The organism is Paenibacillus sp. ALE3 (genome assembly GCF_054113405.1).
Window position 1 is genome coordinate 1,060,613 of record NZ_CM134214.1, and the last position, 18,123, is coordinate 1,078,735.

At 45.3% G+C, this 18,123-nt stretch carries 15 protein-coding genes and 1 pseudogene; 11 read left to right on the forward strand and 5 right to left on the reverse strand.

What is annotated here, in order from left to right; translation table 11 throughout:
- The first annotated feature begins 28 nt into the window (after nucleotides 1-28).
- From ACXHJ2_RS04840 to ACXHJ2_RS04865, 6 genes are all read left to right on the forward strand, one after another.
- Entirely contained in the window at nucleotides 29-2,680 is a 2,652-nt protein-coding gene (locus tag ACXHJ2_RS04840; RefSeq protein WP_165083125.1) for an Hsp70 family protein, read from the forward strand.
- Between the two features lie 61 nt (nucleotides 2,681-2,741).
- The gene (locus tag ACXHJ2_RS04845; protein ID WP_165083127.1) at nucleotides 2,742-3,254 is read left to right on the forward strand and encodes an RDD family protein; all 513 of its coding nucleotides are present in this window, start codon (nucleotides 2,742-2,744) and stop codon (nucleotides 3,252-3,254) included.
- 59 nt (nucleotides 3,255-3,313) lie between these two features.
- The gene (locus tag ACXHJ2_RS04850) at nucleotides 3,314-3,469 is read left to right on the forward strand and encodes a hypothetical protein (protein ID WP_165083129.1); all 156 of its coding nucleotides are present in this window, start codon (nucleotides 3,314-3,316) and stop codon (nucleotides 3,467-3,469) included.
- A gap of 17 nt (nucleotides 3,470-3,486) precedes the next feature.
- Nucleotides 3,487-4,263 (forward strand): DNA and RNA helicase, encoded by a 777-nt coding sequence (locus ACXHJ2_RS04855; RefSeq protein WP_165083131.1) that lies wholly within the window; start codon nucleotides 3,487-3,489, stop codon nucleotides 4,261-4,263.
- Between the two features lie 501 nt (nucleotides 4,264-4,764).
- A complete protein-coding gene (locus tag ACXHJ2_RS04860) occupies nucleotides 4,765-5,697 on the forward strand; it encodes a DUF2167 domain-containing protein (RefSeq protein ID WP_165083168.1) in 933 nt (310 codons plus the stop codon).
- A 50-nt stretch (nucleotides 5,698-5,747) separates the two neighbouring features.
- Nucleotides 5,748-6,413, forward strand: a complete 666-nt coding sequence (locus tag ACXHJ2_RS04865; protein ID WP_044787221.1) for a hypothetical protein — start codon at nucleotides 5,748-5,750, stop codon at nucleotides 6,411-6,413.
- Nucleotides 6,414-6,507: 94 nt separating this feature from the next.
- Here ACXHJ2_RS04865 and ACXHJ2_RS04870 read toward each other — a convergent pair whose 3' ends face one another.
- The 4 genes from ACXHJ2_RS04870 to ACXHJ2_RS04885 all read right to left on the reverse strand — a co-directional run bounded on the left by ACXHJ2_RS04870 (nucleotide 6,508) and on the right by ACXHJ2_RS04885 (nucleotide 9,326).
- Nucleotides 6,508-6,759, reverse strand: a complete 252-nt coding sequence (locus ACXHJ2_RS04870; RefSeq protein WP_238791653.1) for a helix-turn-helix domain-containing protein — start codon at nucleotides 6,757-6,759, stop codon at nucleotides 6,508-6,510.
- Between the two features lie 5 nt (nucleotides 6,760-6,764).
- Complete coding sequence (locus tag ACXHJ2_RS04875) at nucleotides 6,765-7,082, reverse strand: hypothetical protein (protein ID WP_238791651.1); 318 nt, start codon at nucleotides 7,080-7,082, stop codon at nucleotides 6,765-6,767.
- A gap of 15 nt (nucleotides 7,083-7,097) precedes the next feature.
- Nucleotides 7,098-7,451, reverse strand: coding sequence for a PocR ligand-binding domain-containing protein (locus tag ACXHJ2_RS04880; protein ID WP_342366153.1), 354 nt, complete (start codon nucleotides 7,449-7,451; stop codon nucleotides 7,098-7,100).
- Nucleotides 7,452-7,541: 90 nt separating this feature from the next.
- Nucleotides 7,542-9,326 carry a helix-turn-helix transcriptional regulator gene (locus ACXHJ2_RS04885; protein ID WP_165083133.1) on the reverse strand — a complete coding sequence of 595 codons (1,785 nt, stop codon included), beginning with the start codon at nucleotides 9,324-9,326 and terminating at the stop codon, nucleotides 7,542-7,544.
- Between the two features lie 260 nt (nucleotides 9,327-9,586).
- Between ACXHJ2_RS04885 and ACXHJ2_RS04890 the strand changes: the two genes are divergently transcribed.
- Nucleotides 9,587-11,761, forward strand: a complete 2,175-nt coding sequence (locus ACXHJ2_RS04890; RefSeq protein WP_165083134.1) for a serine hydrolase domain-containing protein — start codon at nucleotides 9,587-9,589, stop codon at nucleotides 11,759-11,761.
- Nucleotides 11,762-12,494: 733 nt separating this feature from the next.
- Here the strand turns inward: ACXHJ2_RS04890 and ACXHJ2_RS04895 are convergent.
- Nucleotides 12,495-12,617 (reverse strand): annotated as a pseudogene (locus tag ACXHJ2_RS04895) (PocR ligand-binding domain-containing protein); the annotation flags it as partial.
- A 193-nt stretch (nucleotides 12,618-12,810) separates the two neighbouring features.
- Between ACXHJ2_RS04895 and ACXHJ2_RS04900 the strand changes: the two are divergent.
- From ACXHJ2_RS04900 to ACXHJ2_RS04915, 4 genes are all read left to right on the forward strand, one after another.
- Nucleotides 12,811-13,944: a glycerol dehydrogenase gene (locus ACXHJ2_RS04900; protein ID WP_040103107.1), complete on the forward strand. Its 1,134-nt coding sequence runs from the start codon at nucleotides 12,811-12,813 to the stop codon at nucleotides 13,942-13,944.
- Nucleotide 13,945: 1 nt separating this feature from the next.
- Nucleotides 13,946-15,706 carry a dihydroxyacetone kinase subunit DhaK gene (gene dhaK, locus ACXHJ2_RS04905; protein ID WP_165083136.1) on the forward strand — a complete coding sequence of 587 codons (1,761 nt, stop codon included), beginning with the start codon at nucleotides 13,946-13,948 and terminating at the stop codon, nucleotides 15,704-15,706.
- A 163-nt stretch (nucleotides 15,707-15,869) separates the two neighbouring features.
- Entirely contained in the window at nucleotides 15,870-16,121 is a 252-nt protein-coding gene (locus ACXHJ2_RS04910; RefSeq protein ID WP_165083138.1) for a hypothetical protein, read from the forward strand.
- A 385-nt stretch (nucleotides 16,122-16,506) separates the two neighbouring features.
- Nucleotides 16,507-18,111 carry a cellulase family glycosylhydrolase gene (locus tag ACXHJ2_RS04915; protein ID WP_165083140.1) on the forward strand — a complete coding sequence of 535 codons (1,605 nt, stop codon included), beginning with the start codon at nucleotides 16,507-16,509 and terminating at the stop codon, nucleotides 18,109-18,111.
- The last annotated feature ends 12 nt before the right edge of the window (nucleotides 18,112-18,123 follow it).

Here is an 18,123-nt window from a genome sequence, read left to right on the forward strand (position 1 = left end):
TAAATGGCTAAGAAAGGACATGTGAACGATGAACGGACCCTATACATACAGGTTGCTAGAACCGCTCACCGATCGAAAAAACGCTCGTTTCACGACCAAATACACGCGGGCGGAATTGGAGCAAATGACGACCTTTCAGTTGCGTGGCATATGTGATAAAGAGCGACTGGTCGAGGGCTTTGCGAATCGTCTGGCACGTGAAGAATTGATTCGCGTAATTTTGCGATTTCGTAGCGCGGAGGAGCATCTACTCATCACCAGACCCAATCCTGGCGGTTTTGAACGTATGCAATTGGCACTACAGCGCAACTGGAATGACCGCCCGCAGGAGAGCGGCGGTATCCGGGTTCCCGCCAAAATCACGCTGTATCAGGGGGTGCGCACAGGTCGCATGGACAACTATCGGATCGAATCCGATTTGCCTTGGCTGAGCTCATCTAATGTGCTGCTGGTGAATGCGACAGGGGAATTATGTGGTGTTTTAAATTTGGTGAAGGATGAGGGACGAACAGGCGTATATTATCTTTCTCGTCACCGCGATGCTGAACTGCGAGAGACGTCCAATCATAGCTATAGCTTGCTGTTTCTGCGAAGACAGGAGTCAGAATATTTTTATAACCTCTACTATGGAGATAAGCCGATGCTACCGCTGAAACTTCAGGGTCACCGAATCCCGGTGGCAGAGCTGATCATTCGGGGAACGGAAACAACCGATGCGGTACTGGCGATTGATTTTGGCACCTCGAACACTACGGCAGGTGCTTATTTGGATAGTTCCTACGTTACGGCCCCTGATACAGGGATGAGCAGCACAGTAAGGCTGGACGCCATCAATTATGTATCATTCCCTGGTCCAGAAGGTACGGAAGGCGACTGGATCGAAGTGTTGCCGACCGCTATTCGCGTCGCGGACTGCTCCAATCCTGAGCATATCGTTTATGCATTTGGGGAGGAGGCATTGCGTGGAAGCGATGTGGCAGGTAGCCGTGCCACGGTATTACGGGGGATTAAACGTTGGGTCAATGACTATAAGCGAATCGAAGAATTAATGGATTCTGAGGGGAATACAGCAACCGCTTCCCGCAGCGATATTTTAGCGGCTTTTATCCGTTATGTGATTGCTACAGCCGAGCAACAATTTAAGTGTCGGTTTCGCAATTTACACTTTTCTGCTCCTGTCAAGCTGCAGCCCCAGTTTATTGAGATGTTTAGCGATATTTTGCCTGATTACCGGATTGAAGCAGAGGATGCGCTGGACGAAGGGCTGGCAGTGCTCTACAACACGTTGGCAGACCAGATGGAACGAGGAACTTTTGCAGACGGTGAGGAGTATCAGGCACTTGTCATTGATTGTGGTGGGGGCACGACAGATCTGTCTTCCTGCCGCTTTCGGATAGAAGATGGACGAATTGCTTACAAGCTGGATATTCACACAACGTATGAAAATGGGGATACCAACTTTGGCGGCAACAATCTGACTTACCGGATTATGCAGTTTATGAAAATTGTATTTGCAGGTTATTATGCTGCCGAGACGCGTTTGCCTGACACCGATATTGATGCTCTGATCGGCATTCCTTCGGGAGATTTGTACCGTCATGTGGATGAGTTTGGTGTAGATGCTGTATATGCAGGGCTGGAGGAACGCTATCGTGACGCAGAGGCGATCTTGCCTACCGCGTTCAAACGGTATGAGCATGCTACACGGGATGAATATCAACGGGTACTGAGTAATTTTCATCTGTTGTGGAGTGCGGCAGAAAATATGAAAAAGGAATTTTTCCTACGTACGGGGATCTTGCGCAGTCGCTTTGAATCCGAGCAGGTATTATCTGCTGAAAGCGACCTGAACATTGCCGTAATGGATCGTTGGCTGGTTTCGGTGATTGAGAACGGACGGTTCCGTGATGAATATGGTTTGCCTGATGTGGTGTTTAATATTCGTGAAGTACAGCAGCTACTTAAGGCAGATATCTACAATATTGTGCGCAAGTTTCTGGATGATTTTTATTTGGAGGGGCGCTTGCAGGATTATTCGATTATCAAACTGACCGGGCAGTCCTGCCGGATAGACGTGTTCCGCGAAGCGCTTAAGGAATTTGTGCCAGGGCGCAGTATTGAGTTCCGACAAAAGGCAGAAGATTTAAGCCGGGTACCTGAGTTGAAAATGGCCTGTCTGCGCGGGGCTATCCGTTACCTAAACGCTAAAAAAATGGGGACCATTGAGCCTGTCATTACCAATCATATTCCAGCTATTCCGTATACGGTCAGCGCATGGACGCATACGGGGCGTGAGAAGGAGCTGATTGCGAGTTTGGAAAGCAGCCGGGTACGCGGTTCGATTTCCCGGCCGTCTCAAGCGGTCGAAGTGGAATTCTTCCTGACGGCCAACGGGGGTAAGCTGCGTCAGCGCCATGTGTACCGCAGTCGGCCAGATGCTTTTGAACCCATGCCGTATGAGGAAATCGCAGAGCTGTACGGTCGGGATATCCCGCAGGATGATACGGACTCCATCCGCAATGAGGAAACGAAATATTTTGTTTTTGTCGGGGATAGTCGTTGGGGCTTTTATGTAGTACCGATTACCCGCCGTGATGAATTGCTGTATCTGGGTCCCAAGCGCTTTTTTGCCTTCGAAAATGATCTCTCCGAGCTGGATTTCTTTGACGGCACGAAATAATAAATTAAGAATTATTCAAATGCAGAAATCAGAAAAGCACACAACACTTGGAGGGAATAACATGCTGTATGCAGGTTTTTGGAAACGAACTTTAGCCTATATCATTGACATCCTTATTTTAGGATTTGTATTTATGATAATCGGACTGGTCTGGATCATCATTCAGGCCATTGGAGATTGGGTGCCATCTCCGGCAGAAACCTCTATGCTGACAAACGGGCCGACTGCTATTTTTACCATGCAATTATTGGGACAAACTTTGATGAATTTGGGGGCTTCATGGCTGTATTTTGCGATCATGGAATCGTCCAAATGCAGAGCTACGGTGGGCAAACAGGCTCTTGGTATCGTTGTAGTAGATGAATTTAACCAAAAGCTGAGCTTTGGACGTGCGAGTGCCCGCTACTGGAGTAAAATTGTATCGAGTATCATTTTGTGGATCGGTTTTATCATGGCAGGCTTTACAGCTAGAAAACAGGCTCTTCACGATCTGATCGCCCGTACCTATGTTGTGGACAAGCGTGAGCTGAATTATATACTTCGCGAGCAGGCTGGGCGCGGAGCCGGGATGTAAAGGTAGGTAATAAATTCTGAGATCATAATGAACCTCAGTCTTCAATCAGGGGGAACACGATGGATTTACGCAGATGTATAGAAAAGAATTTTCGTCTATTTATTGGATTACTTGGAGTAAGTAAAGCTCCACCCACCACCGATGATGGAGTTACAGTCCCGCCGCTTGCGCCCGGTGTGAATCGGCTATCTGTTCCCCTAAATAAAGAAGAATAGAGAAAGGAGGGAACCCCATGTTAACGCATATCGTTCCAAAGTTTGAAAAAGGTCGTATTCTCAAAACCGAGATGCTGGAAAATCTGCGGGATTACCCCCGTAGCTTTCTGGATATCCGATATCAGGATTATTCGGATGGCATTATTACCGGAATGAACGTGACCGTTGGGGAACATGCGCTGACCGTAGGCAGAGGCATTGTAAAGCACAAGAATAGATTATACCTGCTAGAGCAGGAACAGGAAGTGCCGTATGCAGCCACGGGGCAACTGTCGGTGTTGAAGCTGCTTTTTTTGGAACAAACAGATCGCCCGGATTTCACCGTGCATCATGCAGATATTGTGCTGGAGGCCGAGGCTGAGATCGGATTGGATGAACTGGAGCTGGGCCGGTTCAAACTCAAAGATGGAGCCGTGCTTCGTTCCAATTATCAGGATTTTGCTGATATGGCTACTGAATTTAATACATGGAGTGATATCCATGTCCCGTTTGCGGGCTTGTATCAAAGCACATTGCGCCCGGAAACGATGCGCTACTTTGCATCCGAACTGCTCAAAAGCGGTACAAACGATCCGATGGATTGTATGTTTGCACTGATGTGTCTGAACCTGGAAGCTGTGGACAGAGAATCTATCCAGCATTATATTGCGAACCGAAGTGGTGCAGAATATAAGGAATTTTCACATGCTCAGCTCCATAGGCAGTTAGTGTTGATTTTGGAAGGAGCCGGACGGGGGAAGCGCACAGCAGGCCGCTGGCAGGGCGGCGGAGCCGGACGGATGATTGTGGATTAAAATAACTGATAGAGGAGTGGAGTGTGCATCCCCTCTATCTTTACTTCTGTGCCCCAGCATTTGTTAAATCAATCTGGTGTAAGCCTATACATTTTTTAAAATAAAAAAGATGACATATGTATAAAAAACAGGAATAAAGTCACTAAGACTATAGTCGCTTGTTCGGTGAAGTGTGCATTCCTTATTCTGCTGAAATTCGACATTTTATATGCTAGATGAGACTTGAACGGATAAGTTGCAGCCATTGCGCAATTGTGCTTGTCCATGATGAGTCTTTTCATATCGCTCCTCCCATACCTTGTAAAACCAGTCCGATTAGAGTAGAAAATTTGCATACATATGTATAAAAATGAGTATTAAGTCTTGCAAACGCCCTTTGTTACGGTGAATTGACAAAATATAAAGCAGTGGCTAATATGGTTGGGGACACGGGAGATATTGGAATTTATAAAGGGGTAATGAGTTTTGAACAAGAGACTAGATAACAGATGTAACCACAAAATGAGATGGGGCCAAACGATTTTGGGAGCGCTGTTGGCGCTTAGTCTGGTGTTACTCAGTGGAGGAAATGCGTGGGCTTCATCCAGTGAACAATTAAAATGGATTGAGGGTGGCCGAAAGGTAGACCTGGGAAATGTGGCTGCGGTTGATTTAGACTCATCACTTCTTTTTTTGGATGCGGCTAACACTGCGAAGGTAAGCGAGATGAATCACGAGAAGCCATCTGGCAAGGAAATTGGGAGTATATTTCCGAAGGATGAAAATCAAAATTGGGAAGTTGTTTTTGAATACTATGAACTTGGACATATCAAGGATGATGAAAAAGAAGACATCGATGCAGATGCTATTCTAGATAGTTATAAAGAGGGTACGGAAGAGAGTAACAAGGAAAAAGCGGAAAGTGATCGCCTGTATGTTACGGGCTGGGATGTGGAGCCTTTTTATAATGAAGCGACCCATAATCTAACCTGGTCTATGCTGGCGGAGGATGGGAACAAGGAAAAGCTGATTAATTATAATGTTCGCGTGCTCACTCGTCAGGGGTATATCTCTGTCATATTAGTGTCCGATCCTGCACATTTGGACGCGGATAAGAAGTTTTTGAATGAGAAAATATTACCCAAGCTGACCGTCAAATCAGGGGAGCGATACGAGGATTTTAATGCTTCAACAGACAAAATTTCTGAGTATGGCCTGACTGGACTGATCTTGGGAGGAGCCGGTTTGGCAGTAGCTAAAAAGGTAGGCTTGTTGGCATTAATCATTGCTTTTGTTAAGGGCGCGGGAGTTAAGGTGCTCGTCCTCATTGGTGCTGCTTGTGTAGGTGTGTTTGGTGTGATAGGCAAGTTTTTTGCCAAATTATTTCGCAAGAAAAAATCAGAATCCTTGCACAATGAAACGAATGCTCAGGATCAGTCAGAAACATTACGATAGCTCTAAAGAAACACACCATAATAAAATTGCTGATAAAAAGGGGGATTTGTATGTCCGTTCATGATGATGAGAAAACGAAAATTTATAAATTGGATAATAAACGTTTTGCTATTCTTCATCCTCATGCCATTCTTACCGATTTGGCTCAGGCTCAGGCAGAAGCAATCAGTGTGCAGCTTTCCGAAGGGACTGTGACGATGGAAGAAATGGAGCATTATGATTATTGTATTCCATTACATGCAATAGAAAGCGTGCAAACAAATTTGACCAAATTTGATGATACATTGCTTCTTACCTATACAAAAGCAGGTAGCTCCACACCTGAAAAAGTGAAAATGGAATTTGCCAGTGACGAAAAGGACGCGTTCGTACAGCATTTGTACAGCTACATGAAAAAGGATTATACTTATGAGCAATCTACGAATACAGCTTGGGCATCTATGAAACCGTCGATCGTCTTTTTTCTATACACATTATTGATCGGGGGCTTTCTCTCCTGGCTAGCGTATTATATGGAGACGGCTGATGAGTATTCGTTCAGGGTGCCTGCCATCCTGTATCCGGTTGTTGAGCTGATTTCGTATACGGGATATATGCCGGTCGCTATCTTTATGGGAGTAATTGTATTGATTTCCTTAATGATGGTCGTCAAAAGAGCCATCAAACCAAGCACTAAACTGGTGATTAAGCGCAAATCACAATCACAGGCAGCCTGATCAGCACACACAGATTATGTAGCTTAGGCAAGAACATTATGAACAGATGATCATGGTAACAATATACCCATGAATCATCTGTTTTTTCGTTTATTTATCCCTTGTAATACTTTCGGTACACCGCAGGTGTTGTGCCTTCATATTTTTTGAATATTTTAATAAAATACTCCGGCTCATTGAAGCCAAGCTCACTACTGATCTGGGATACCGGAATATCTGTGGCTTCGAGCAGCTGCTTCGCCCATTTCATATTTAAGCGGGACAGATAGCTGGAAAAGTTCTCACCCGTTTCTTTCGCAAACAGCCGACTAACATAACTCGGACTAATGTGACACAAGTCAGCCATGGCTTTTAGAGAGAAAGTTTCACCCTTGTGCTCATAAATATATTCAAAAGCGGGTTTGAGTACAGGATTTCCGCACGGAATATCCCATCCCCTGAGGAGTTCAGATAGGCATCTGCTAAGATATTATTCATTTCTTTCTTAAGGCTTTCGATATGCTTCAGCGAGTAGCCAGGAAGGATCTCGGACAACTGCGGAGTGGACTCTATGGCCGAAGCCTTTTCGAACATTTCCGTGAGAAGATTTTTGTTCATCGCTTCTTCAACAATATAATTACACAATAAGGATAACATGTTGGAGATCATCTGAATTTCCTGATAAGTCATCGTCGGCAGATCGGCCTAGTAGTCCTTAAGTTCCTCCCATTTGGAACTGTACAGTTTTTCATTTTTTGACGTGAGGATTTGTTCCAGCTGTAAAGCGCTCGAAGGATCGGCTAGGCGAACCTGACCTGCCATGACGGCGCCGATGTACTTATCGTCGATAATAATCGGTACTGCGATGTCAACGATGTCATAATGACAGAGATAAATATAAGGTTTGTTGGAACGCACCGCTTCAAGTCCACCACGAGAGTCACATTTCTGGCAGTAGGGAAGGAGATTCTCATCTTGGCGAACCTTCTTGCAGAACGATTGGCATTGGCTGTGGCTGGTTACAGGATAGAAAAAGCGGTAGTTTAAGACCCTGATAATAAAGTCTTAGACTGCCGCTATTGTTGTTCAACTAACGATCCCTGTTAGTTGAACAGTTTAACTCAAGGATTTCTCCCGTCCTTTTGTCTTCTATAGAATACTCTCATTTCTCGCCAGTTCAATCGCTTCTTCCCGGTTGCTGACACCGAGCTTCGAGTAAAGGGTGGAACAGTAATTCCGTACCGTTCCCTCCGATAAATATAGTTTGGTGGCAATCGATTTGTAACGAAGTCCATCCGATAAAAGCTGTAAAATTTCCCTTTCCCGTTTCGTCAACCCATACGGATCATTCGGGCTGTACTTCTCTAACTGCTCACGTTGGCGCTTCATCTCTTCGAATACGCGTGTGGCGATCGACTGATCAAGCCACGTTCCCCCGCTATAGATGAGCTTCATCGCTTCCATCATCTCTTTAGGACGAGTTGACTTCAGCATATATCCTTCCGCCCCATGCTCCAGTGCTGTTGCTGCCTGTACCGAATCCTCAAACGTTGTCATGATCACAATCTTCATGTTCGGCCAGCGTTCTTTCATTTGAAGGAAGGTCTTGAGTCCGTTCATCCCTTGCATGTGCACGTCCATTAACACGATATCCGGCTGGTGCCGCTCACATTGTTCTAATGCTTCTTGCCCATCACTAGCTGTACCACCAACGATAAAGTTGTCCTGCTGGCTTAAGATTTGCTGTAAGCTGTCGGCAATCATCACCTGATCGTCAACAATAAGTAGGCGGATACTTCCCTGTCCAGCTTCTACCTTTATGGGAACATTACAAATGACAACGGTTCCTTGCCCTGATTGTGAATGAACGGCCAGCGAACCTTGCAGTTGCTCAAGCCGTTCTTTTATTCCCTTTAGTTCTAAGCCGAATTCGATGGATTCTATTCCGTTGCCATTATCTTCGATTTGTAGACGGAGTTGCTGACTTTCGAAATACAGATCAACAGATATCTCACTTGCTTGGCCGTGACGAACCGTATTTGTGAGCGATTCTTGCAGGCAACGGTATAGACAAAAGCTAATTTTTTGCATAACGAGCGTCTCACTGCCGATCACACGGAAGTTGACCGTTACACCAGTTGACTTTATAAATTTTTCTGTCAGTTCCAGTAGTGCCTCACTTAACGATTGGTTCAAGCGCGCATCAGAGGGCTGATGAAAATGCTTTCTGATATCATCCAAGCTGTCTTGTGCTATTGAGACAAGTTTGTCGACTCGTTCGATTTGTGAATCAGGAACCGAGGATCGGAGTGATTCAACGCCCACAATCAGCGAGGTTAGCGAATGCCCAATTGTGTCATGCAACTCATATGACAGCCGATTACGTTCCTCGATCAGTGTAAGCTCCTCGATTTGCTTAATATGCTGCTCCAATAATTGCTTCTGTTCTTGAATGATGCGGCCTTGCTTATGAGACTCAATTAATATGCTAAAAGCCATACCGATCGCAAAACCAAAGCTGCAACTAAACATGAACTCGTACGGGAGACGATTGGTAATCAACCCGTTCAAAGCCGGAAAAATAATCCCACTAGAGATTCCCGTCCACATATATGTTCTGCGACTGCTGGCCACACCAATAATGATCACCAATAAAACGAAAGTCCAAGTCAATGCAGGCGCTACATAGGCCACAAATAGATAAAAAAAGCCTGTCATTAAGACTTCGACTGCCAGATACCAATTTTCTTTTCGATATTGAACGATCAATGGAATGGCATAAACCAAAAAGGCAATAAGGATGATGACTCCGAACGGAACGGCTATCATTGCCGGATACATAACATCTGCTATGACGATGATGCCTAGCCAAATCGTTCGTAAAGCAAAAATCACCCAATTGTACCAAAACCATTTTTTTATCATGGATAACATTTGTCATATACTCCTGCTCATTTGAATGGTAAGAAAATTCCCGAATGTCTCTGACTCATCATGCCTCATCAATTCCCGATTCGTCAAGCAAAATCGCCATGTCATACAGCCTCTATGACATTCTATCATGTCGCAAACATGATGGGTTGGCATGATGTCATTTATAGAAAGAACGGTTTTGTCACTATGTGATTTTACAGCCCTGAAAATAAGGTGGATGTGTGAGACAACACAATTCAACTTACAGGAGATGATGAGAAATGAAACCATTCCACATGAAAAAAGGAGCGTCCCTTACGTTATCTGCATTATTGATAGGAACGCTGATACTACCTACTTACGGTTGTGCGGAGGCAGGTGTGGACCAGGCAATCACGCAACAAAAGGAAACGGTTCATGCCAAAACAAAAGAAGCGATTGATAAAGCTGCTGCCAGCGAAAACATCCCAGGTGTCATCTTTGCAGTAAAGAAGGGAAAGGATTTCTGGTCGTATGCTTCCGGCGAAGCGAATGTAGAAAGTAAGAAACCGATGCAAGCTGACTATTCATTTCGAATTGGGAGTATAACGAAATCGTTCGTCGGTGTAGTGGCCCTGCAACTAGCTGAGGAAAAGAAGCTAAGCCTCGATGACTCGGTAGAAAAATGGCTCCCAGGTGTCGTACAAGGAAACGGATATGACGGTAACAAAATTACGATTCGTCAGTTATTAAATCATACGAGTGGAGTGGCAGACTACTTAGATGATGAACTCAAGGAAAGTTTACTCCAGAACTCCACTCAAACGTTTACAGCAGAACAACTCATTTCTCGCGCATTAAAGCATGCACCGACCAAGGGTGACTATTCGAATACGAATACAGTGCTGATGAAACTCATTATCCAAAAGGTCACAGGAGAAACATATGCCGAACAAATCAAGAAACGAATTATTGAGCCGCTGCAACTAAAAGAAACGTTTTTACCAGAAAACTCGCAATCCATTCCGAAAAACAGCCCGAATGGATACTTTAACAATGCCGGTACATTAATGGATATGACTGACCTTAACCCTTCGTTTGCAGACGCAGCAGGGGGAATGATCTCGACTGCGAAAGATTTAACAACATTCTTTAGTGCTTTATTGGGCGGAAAATTGTTAACACCTAAGATTCAGAAAGAAATGTTAACCACTGTTGATACTCCACACGGGAAATTCGGACTCGGTATTCAGGAAGTAACATTGCCGAATGGCACTACCATATGGGGTCATCAAGGTGGCATTCCTGGATTCACCAACTTCGCAGGTGGAACAAAAGACGGCAAGCATGTGATCGCGATGAGTATTAACGTATTAGAAGGTGCTGTACCTCATATAGAGAACATCCAGATGACTGAGTTCTCGGGACAAGCCAAGCAACCTTCCACCCCGGATCAAGCAGCTGGAAAACATGGGAAAGAATTGAAACACTTCATTGATCAGAAAGCAAAAGTCGAGGGAGTCCCTGGAATAATTGCTGCTGGGTTAAGAGACGGAAAATACTGGTCTTATGCAGCCGGTGTAGCCAACCTCGATCATAAAAATCCGATGGAGCCAGACTTTACTTTCCGTATTGGCAGTGTCACAAAGGCGTTTGTTGCTACCCTTGTCTTACAGTTGGCTCAGGAGAAAAAGCTGAATCTGGAAGACTCGGTAGAAAAATGGCTCCCAGGTGTGGTAAAGGGTAATGGGTATGATGGCAACAAAGTCACGATTCGTATGTTATTGAACCAAACGAGCGGGATTGCAAGCTATACGAATCTAGACATGCGATACGCTACCTCATTCCCTCAATATACCGTTAATGACCTTGTACGTATGGGACTGGCTAAGCCGCCAGTATTTCAACCAGGGGCAGGCTGGGACTATTCGAATACAAATACCGTACTAGCTGGTCTTGTTATTCAAAAGGTGACAGGAGAAACGTACGATGTACAGATTAAGAAACGGATCCTTGGCCCGCTTCAGATGACAAATACATCCTTTAGTGGTAGTAATCCAAAAATCCCGGGCAAGCATGCCACAGGCTATAACATGAATCAGGCAGGGAAACTGTATGATTTCACAGAGTATAATCCTTCATGGGCGAATGCTGCGGGGGAAATGATCTCGACAGGAAAAGATTTGACCACCTTTTTTAGTGCGCTTTTGGGTGGGAAATTATTAAATGACAAGATGATGAAGCAGATGACAACAGGTGTGGACTCACCTTTTGGCAAATATGGACTTGGAATTTATAAGGTGACTCTGCCGAACGGAAAGACCTATTGGGGACATGGCGGCGGCATTCATGGGTTTGAAACGCTAGCGGGTGGTACCTTAGGCGGGAAGGATATTTTGGTGACGAATATCAATGCGGTGGGTCCAGAACCTGTCATCGCTAATCAAGCCATTTTCGAAAAAGAATTTAGCCGTTGAGTTAAAAAGGAAAAATGATAGAAGGCTTTTGCTTTGGGAACTCCAAGAGCAATAAGCCTTTTTCCTTTTCAGCTCTTATCCATAAATTTATTTATCGATACACTTTCCCCTGATATTAATGACCATACAGAAGTCTTACCCCTATCATATTTCATAGCCTTTTAGGCTAACCTCCTATATTCCTTGCTTTCTGTATTGTTGGCCGAGTTGTCTATTTGTCTTGTATGGATAGTTGGATTTCATACTCTGATTACACAATTTGATAAATCAGCCCAATTGCACACCCTGTAGCAAGAAGGTGGTCTGCTGTCCATGATCTGCAGCAGCCGGGTTAATCCAAAGCACTTCAGTCCGCGCCTGCCCCGTTTCAATCACTTGCTGCCGTTATTCACGTTGCCAATCACTCAACATATCGTCGTATAGCTCATTTGAATAACCGAATATCAGGACCGGTCCAGAATGATCCTTCAGGGCATTCAACAATACCGAGTGATCATCATCGGTCATCTCATTCCTGTAAATATCTCCATTCCTGGTGCCCATAATGTAGGAGTGTCCGCGTAGATTAAGACATCCTCTCGTTGATACCTTCCAATTACCTGTAGCGCAGGTCTATTCTCGATTTGGATTTCCTTCAACCGCTCAGCTACCACTTTAATTTTGTTCGGTAAGTCATTCCAAATTACACCTATAGGTACCGGTAGTCCAATTTCTAATTCAAAATCTTCTTTCGCGGATTCCCTCTATAATCGACGGTGAGAATGGCTAATTTGGTAACGGATGCTAATGAATCCTGCAACTGCTCCCACTTTTCCAAATCAAAGATTTTCTGGATACTTAAATGTTCACGTATCAAGATTCTCATCCCTTAATGGTAAATTATCCTGTAAGCAACAACAAAAAAGTACAATTCACATGACATGCTTCAGTGCAAAAAAATACGATTGCAAATTATAATATATTCCTTGATTCCTCCAATGTAAAGTTCACATGGTTCGTTTATAGTTTAAATCAGAACGAAACCAACACAATAAAGGGAGGAATTATAGATGAGAAAAGCTTTTATCAGCCCAAGCAAATATGTACAAGGTGAAAATGAATTGTTAAATTTGGGTTACTATGTGAGCACCTTCGGCAAATCTGCCTTACTGATCGCGCATCCAGCCGATGTGGAGCGGGTGAAAGATAAGCTTGATTCCACTACGGAAAAGTATAACGTAACCTTTATTGAAAGCGGTTTTATGGGTGAGTGCTCCAGACAAGAAGTGTCTAGACTTCAAGAAATCGCCACTGCGAATGGATGTGATTGCATCGTTGGTCTCGGCGGTGGCAAAGCGATTGACGCGGCGAAATGTGTGGCACAAGGGGAAGCGCTTATCATCTGTCCGACGATTGCTGCGACGGATGCGCCGACAAGTCACTCGGCCGTTCTTTATACTCCAGAAGGCGCATTCGACGATTACGCCTATTTTAAACAAAGCCCGAGTGTCGTATTAGTCGACACCACTGTAATTGCCAATGCACCAACCCGATTCCTCGTATCAGGTATGGGTGATGCACTGTCGACATACTTTGAAGCCCGTGCGACCTCCCGCTCTTACTCCAGGGTCAACGCTGGACTGCCTAACGGAGTACGCGAGGGACAGTGTGCGCCAGCCGTAGGTACGAATGCGGCGTTGGCACTTGCAACGTTATGCTATGAAATGCTCTTAAAAGACGGTGCCAAAGCAAAAGCGGCATGCGATGAAAATCAAGTTACACAAGCACTCGAAAATATCATTGAAACTAATATTTTACTCTCAGGTCTTGGCTTCGAAAGCGGCGGACTTGCTGCGGCCCATGCGATTCATGATGGACTCACCATTTTGGAAGGCACGCATCATTATTATCATGGAGAAAAAGTCGCATTCGGTACGATCGCACAGCTGGTGCTCGAAAACGCACCGACGGAAGAATTACATCAGGTACTGGATTTCTGTTTAACCATCGGTTTGCCGGTCTGCTTGGCCGATATCGGTGTCGATCATATCAGCCGGGAAGAACTCATGGAAGTAGCTGCTAAAGCCTGCATTGAGGAGGAATCGATTCATGCCATGCCGTTTCCGATCACGGTGGAGCAGGTTGCAGCGGCAATTGCTGCGGCCGACCGGATCGGCAGCCAGTACAAAGCGGAGGTAAAATAGCATGAAAAAGGTCATCAACCGTACGGAAAACTTGGTTCTTGAGATGTGCAGCGGTATTGCGCTCGCGCATCCCGAGTTGGAATTTCTACCAAAATATAAAGTGCTCAAGAAAAAGGAACTGAACACGGAGAAAGTAACGCTCATCAGCGGCGGCGGCAGTGGGCATGAGCCCGCTCACGCCGGCTTTGTCGGCAAAGGGATGCTCGATGCGGCGGTCTGTGGTGATGTTTTTGCCTCTCCTTCGCAAATTCAAGTGTATCAGGCCATTCGAGCAACCGCTGGGAAAAAAGGCACACTGCTGATTATCAAAAACTACAGCGGCGATATCATGAACTTTAGAAACGGTGCCCATTTGGCTGCTGAAGATGGTTTGGAAGTGGACTATGTAAAGGTTGAAGATGACATCGCTGTAGAAGACAGTCTATATACGGTCGGACGACGCGGTGTAGCGGGCACGGTACTTGTGCATAAGATCGCGGGTGCAGCAGCAGAAGAGGGCCGTAGTCTGGCGGAAGTCAAAGCAGTGGCGGAGAAAGCCGCTGCGAATGTACGCAGTATCGGATTTGCATTGACGTCGTGCACCGTGCCGGCGAAGGGCTCGCCAACGTTTGAGCTTGAGGATGATGAAATGGAGTACGGCGTCGGCATCCACGGTGAGCCTGGTATCAGACGCGAAAAGCTGACGGATGCGGATACGCTGGCAGATAGAATGGTAAGTGATCTCCTTCGAGACATGCAGATCGAAAACGGATTCAGCGGAGAAATCGCTCTGCTGATCAATGGTTTTGGCGGTACGCCTCTACAAGAACTGTACCTTTTCAATTATGCGGTCACTCGCGAACTGGCAACGAAGGGAATCAAGATCAATCGAGCTTTCGTTAACAATTATATGACGAGTATCGATATGGCGGGCATCTCAGTTTCGATCATGAAGCTGGACGGCGAGTTGAAAACGCTACTTTCCCATGAAAGCAACGCGCCGGCGTTCAAGGTGTCTGGACCTGTTGATCATGTTGAATTCACGGAGCTTTCAACTGTAGCAGACGAAAATCGGCAAGTATCTTTCGAGGTGGAAACCGCTCCTGCTTTTGCAGTTATTGAGGATAACAAGATTACGTTGAACAATCTGATCTACCTGGTTGACAAAATAAGTGCAGTTATCATCAAGAATGAGGTGCCTTTCTGCGATCTTGATTCTCATGCAGGCGACGGAGATTTTGGTATGAGCGTTGCGAAGGGATTTCGTCAGCTGAAACGGGAATGGAGCGATATCCTAGACCAAGATTCTTTGACGATGGGGGCCTTTCTCCATTCGTGCTCGCTCGTCATCATGGAATACTGCGGCGGTGCTTCGGGCCCGATCTGGGGCTCGGCATTTCGCGCAGCAGCACGCTCTGCGGGCGAAAGAAACGAGCTCACCGTTACCGAATTCGCAGATCTGATGCAGGCTGCGGTGCAAGGCATACAGTCGACAGGCGAACGTTCTTTCGGCAGAGGAGCCGTCGTTGGTGATAAAACGCTTATTGATGCATTAGTGCCATGTGCGGATAGCTGGGTAGAGAGCGCGAAATCAAATGTTGACGTGAAGGCAGCCTTTGTACGAGGTGCTCAGGCCGCTGTACTAGGGGCCAAAAAGACAGAAAACATTGTGGCGCGTATGGGACGTGCCGGAGCGGTCGGAGAGAGAAGCCTTGGTTATCCAGATGCGGGGGCTTATGCGCTTGGAGTAATTTTTACAGAGCTTGCTGAATGTTTGAATTGATTCGCTAATTCTTAAAAATTCAAGGTTTGTTCATTGCAATTGGGATGCATTAGGTTTATAATTTCAGACGGATTCAAAAGGCTTATCCCTGGATCCGTGGGAGTTCATCCCATCTGAGCAAGCATACTGCATGCTCAAATAAGAATTAAGCGAGGGATTTACAATGAAAACCTGCTGCACCATCCAAGTTGACGAAGACAGTTTAGTTATTGATTTGCCAGAAGAAGGAACCACGCTAGAGTCCCTGCTCGGTGATATTGAGAGTTGTGGAGGCAGTGAAGAACCTTGGCTACAACTTATAGACAAGGTAATGGGTAACTCAACTGAGACTGTACTGACAGATCAAGCGACGGATGGCGGCGATATGAACGAAGATCAGGCAACCCAAGAACCTCAAGCTGCCGCTAAGGGGTAATAGGGACATCATACATTAAGACGAATTGTTAATATTATCTGATCACATATAAGATCATGATAAGACTGCTGTACCGAGCCTAGGCATCGGGAAGCAGTCTTTTTTTAGGTTAAACTTAATAAGTAAATGAGACTTTTGTCCCTTCAGTACTCTACAGTAGCCAACAAAGGGGTACATATCCCAAAACCGTGACTTCTTATTCATTTTCTGGGATAAAGTCGAAACGTAACATGAAACTAACTATAATAGTAGTAGCATCCATATACAGGTAAGTGACATCGAATGTTGGACCTGATCCTTTTATTGTATAAAAGAGGGGGCGAAAAAGCGGAGAACAACGTACTGATAAGTCTTATCTACTTTATTAAAAGGAAGGAATGTGTAAATGATGAACGGGCAATGGGTCCTGCCAAGGATCGCAAAAAGAGTAGCAGTAATGTTAACAGCAGTGTTGCTATTGACGTTAACGAATGGGTTCAACTGGAATGCGCCGACAGCAGAGGCGGCCGGGACGACCCCTGTGGAACGTTACGGACAACTTTCAGTAAAGAACGGTAAACTGGTGGATAAAAATGGACAACCTGTACAGCTCAAGGGCATTAGTTCTCATGGCGTTCAGTGGTTTGGGGATCTGGTGAATCAGGACACTATGAAATGGTTACGGGACGATTGGGGCATTTCCGTGTTTCGAGTTGCGTTGTACACTGAAGAAAATGGTTATATTGCCAACCCTTCATTGAAAAATAAAGTGAAGGAAGCAATTGAGGCAGCACAGAAACTGGGCCTGTACGTCATTATTGACTGGCACATTCTCTCGGATGGCGATCCGAACACTCATAAAAATGAAGCCAAAGCTTTCTTTAATGAATTTTCCACTAAGTACGGTCATTTGCCTAACGTAATTTATGAACTTGCTAATGAGCCGAATGGGAATGTAAACTGGAACAATCAAATCCGACCTTATGCATCTGAGGTATCTCAGGTTATTCGAGCTAAAGACCCGGATAATATTATTATTGTAGGAACAGGTACTTGGAGTCAGGATGTACATGATGCAGCAGACCATCCGCTTCCAGATAAAAATACAATGTATACCGTGCATTTCTATGCAGGTACACATGGACAATCTTTACGTGATCGGATTGATTATGCCCTGAACAAAGGTGTAGGCATTTTTGCTACCGAGTGGGGTACAAGTGACGCTTCGGGTAACGGTGGTCCGTTCCTGAATGAATCCAAAGTATGGACTGATTTTATGGCCAGTCGCAAAATCAGTTGGGCCAATTGGTCGCTTTCCGACAAAAATGAGACCTCTGCTGCCCTGTTGCCTGGTGCTGACCGCAAGGGTGGATGGCCTGATTCACAATTAACGGCTTCCGGCAAATTTGTAAAACAGGCGATTCTGGAAGGCTCCAGCAATCATGGTGGAGGAAGCAACGGCGGGAATAGCGGCGGAGATGGCAACAATGGTAGTAATAACAATGGTGGAAACAACGGTGGCGATCACAGTGGAAGTACACCAGGCGGTAATAATGAAGGGATTGTGCTTCAATATCGCACTGATGACACGAACGCCAAGGATAATGCAATCCGGCCTCAATTTAATATCAAAAATACCGGAAAAACAGCTGTGAAGTTGAGTGACCTGAAAATTCGCTACTATTACACAGATGAGAGCAAACAAGCTCAGCAGTTTTTTATAGACTGGGCCAGAATTGGTAATGAAAAGGTAAAAGCAACTTTTGTAACTTTGCCAAATCCGAAGTCCAAGGCAGATAAATATGTAGAAATTTCTTTCACAGATGGAGCAGGAACGATCCAGCCCGGCGGCGAAACTGGAGAAATTCAATCTCGTATTCATGCGGCGAATTGGAGTAACTTTGATGAGACTAACGATTACTCCTATGGAGCTGCCCAGACAAAATTCGCAGACTGGGACCAAGGCACCGTATATCAACAGGGTAAGCTTGTATGGGGCATAGAACCCTAGGATATGCTGTAG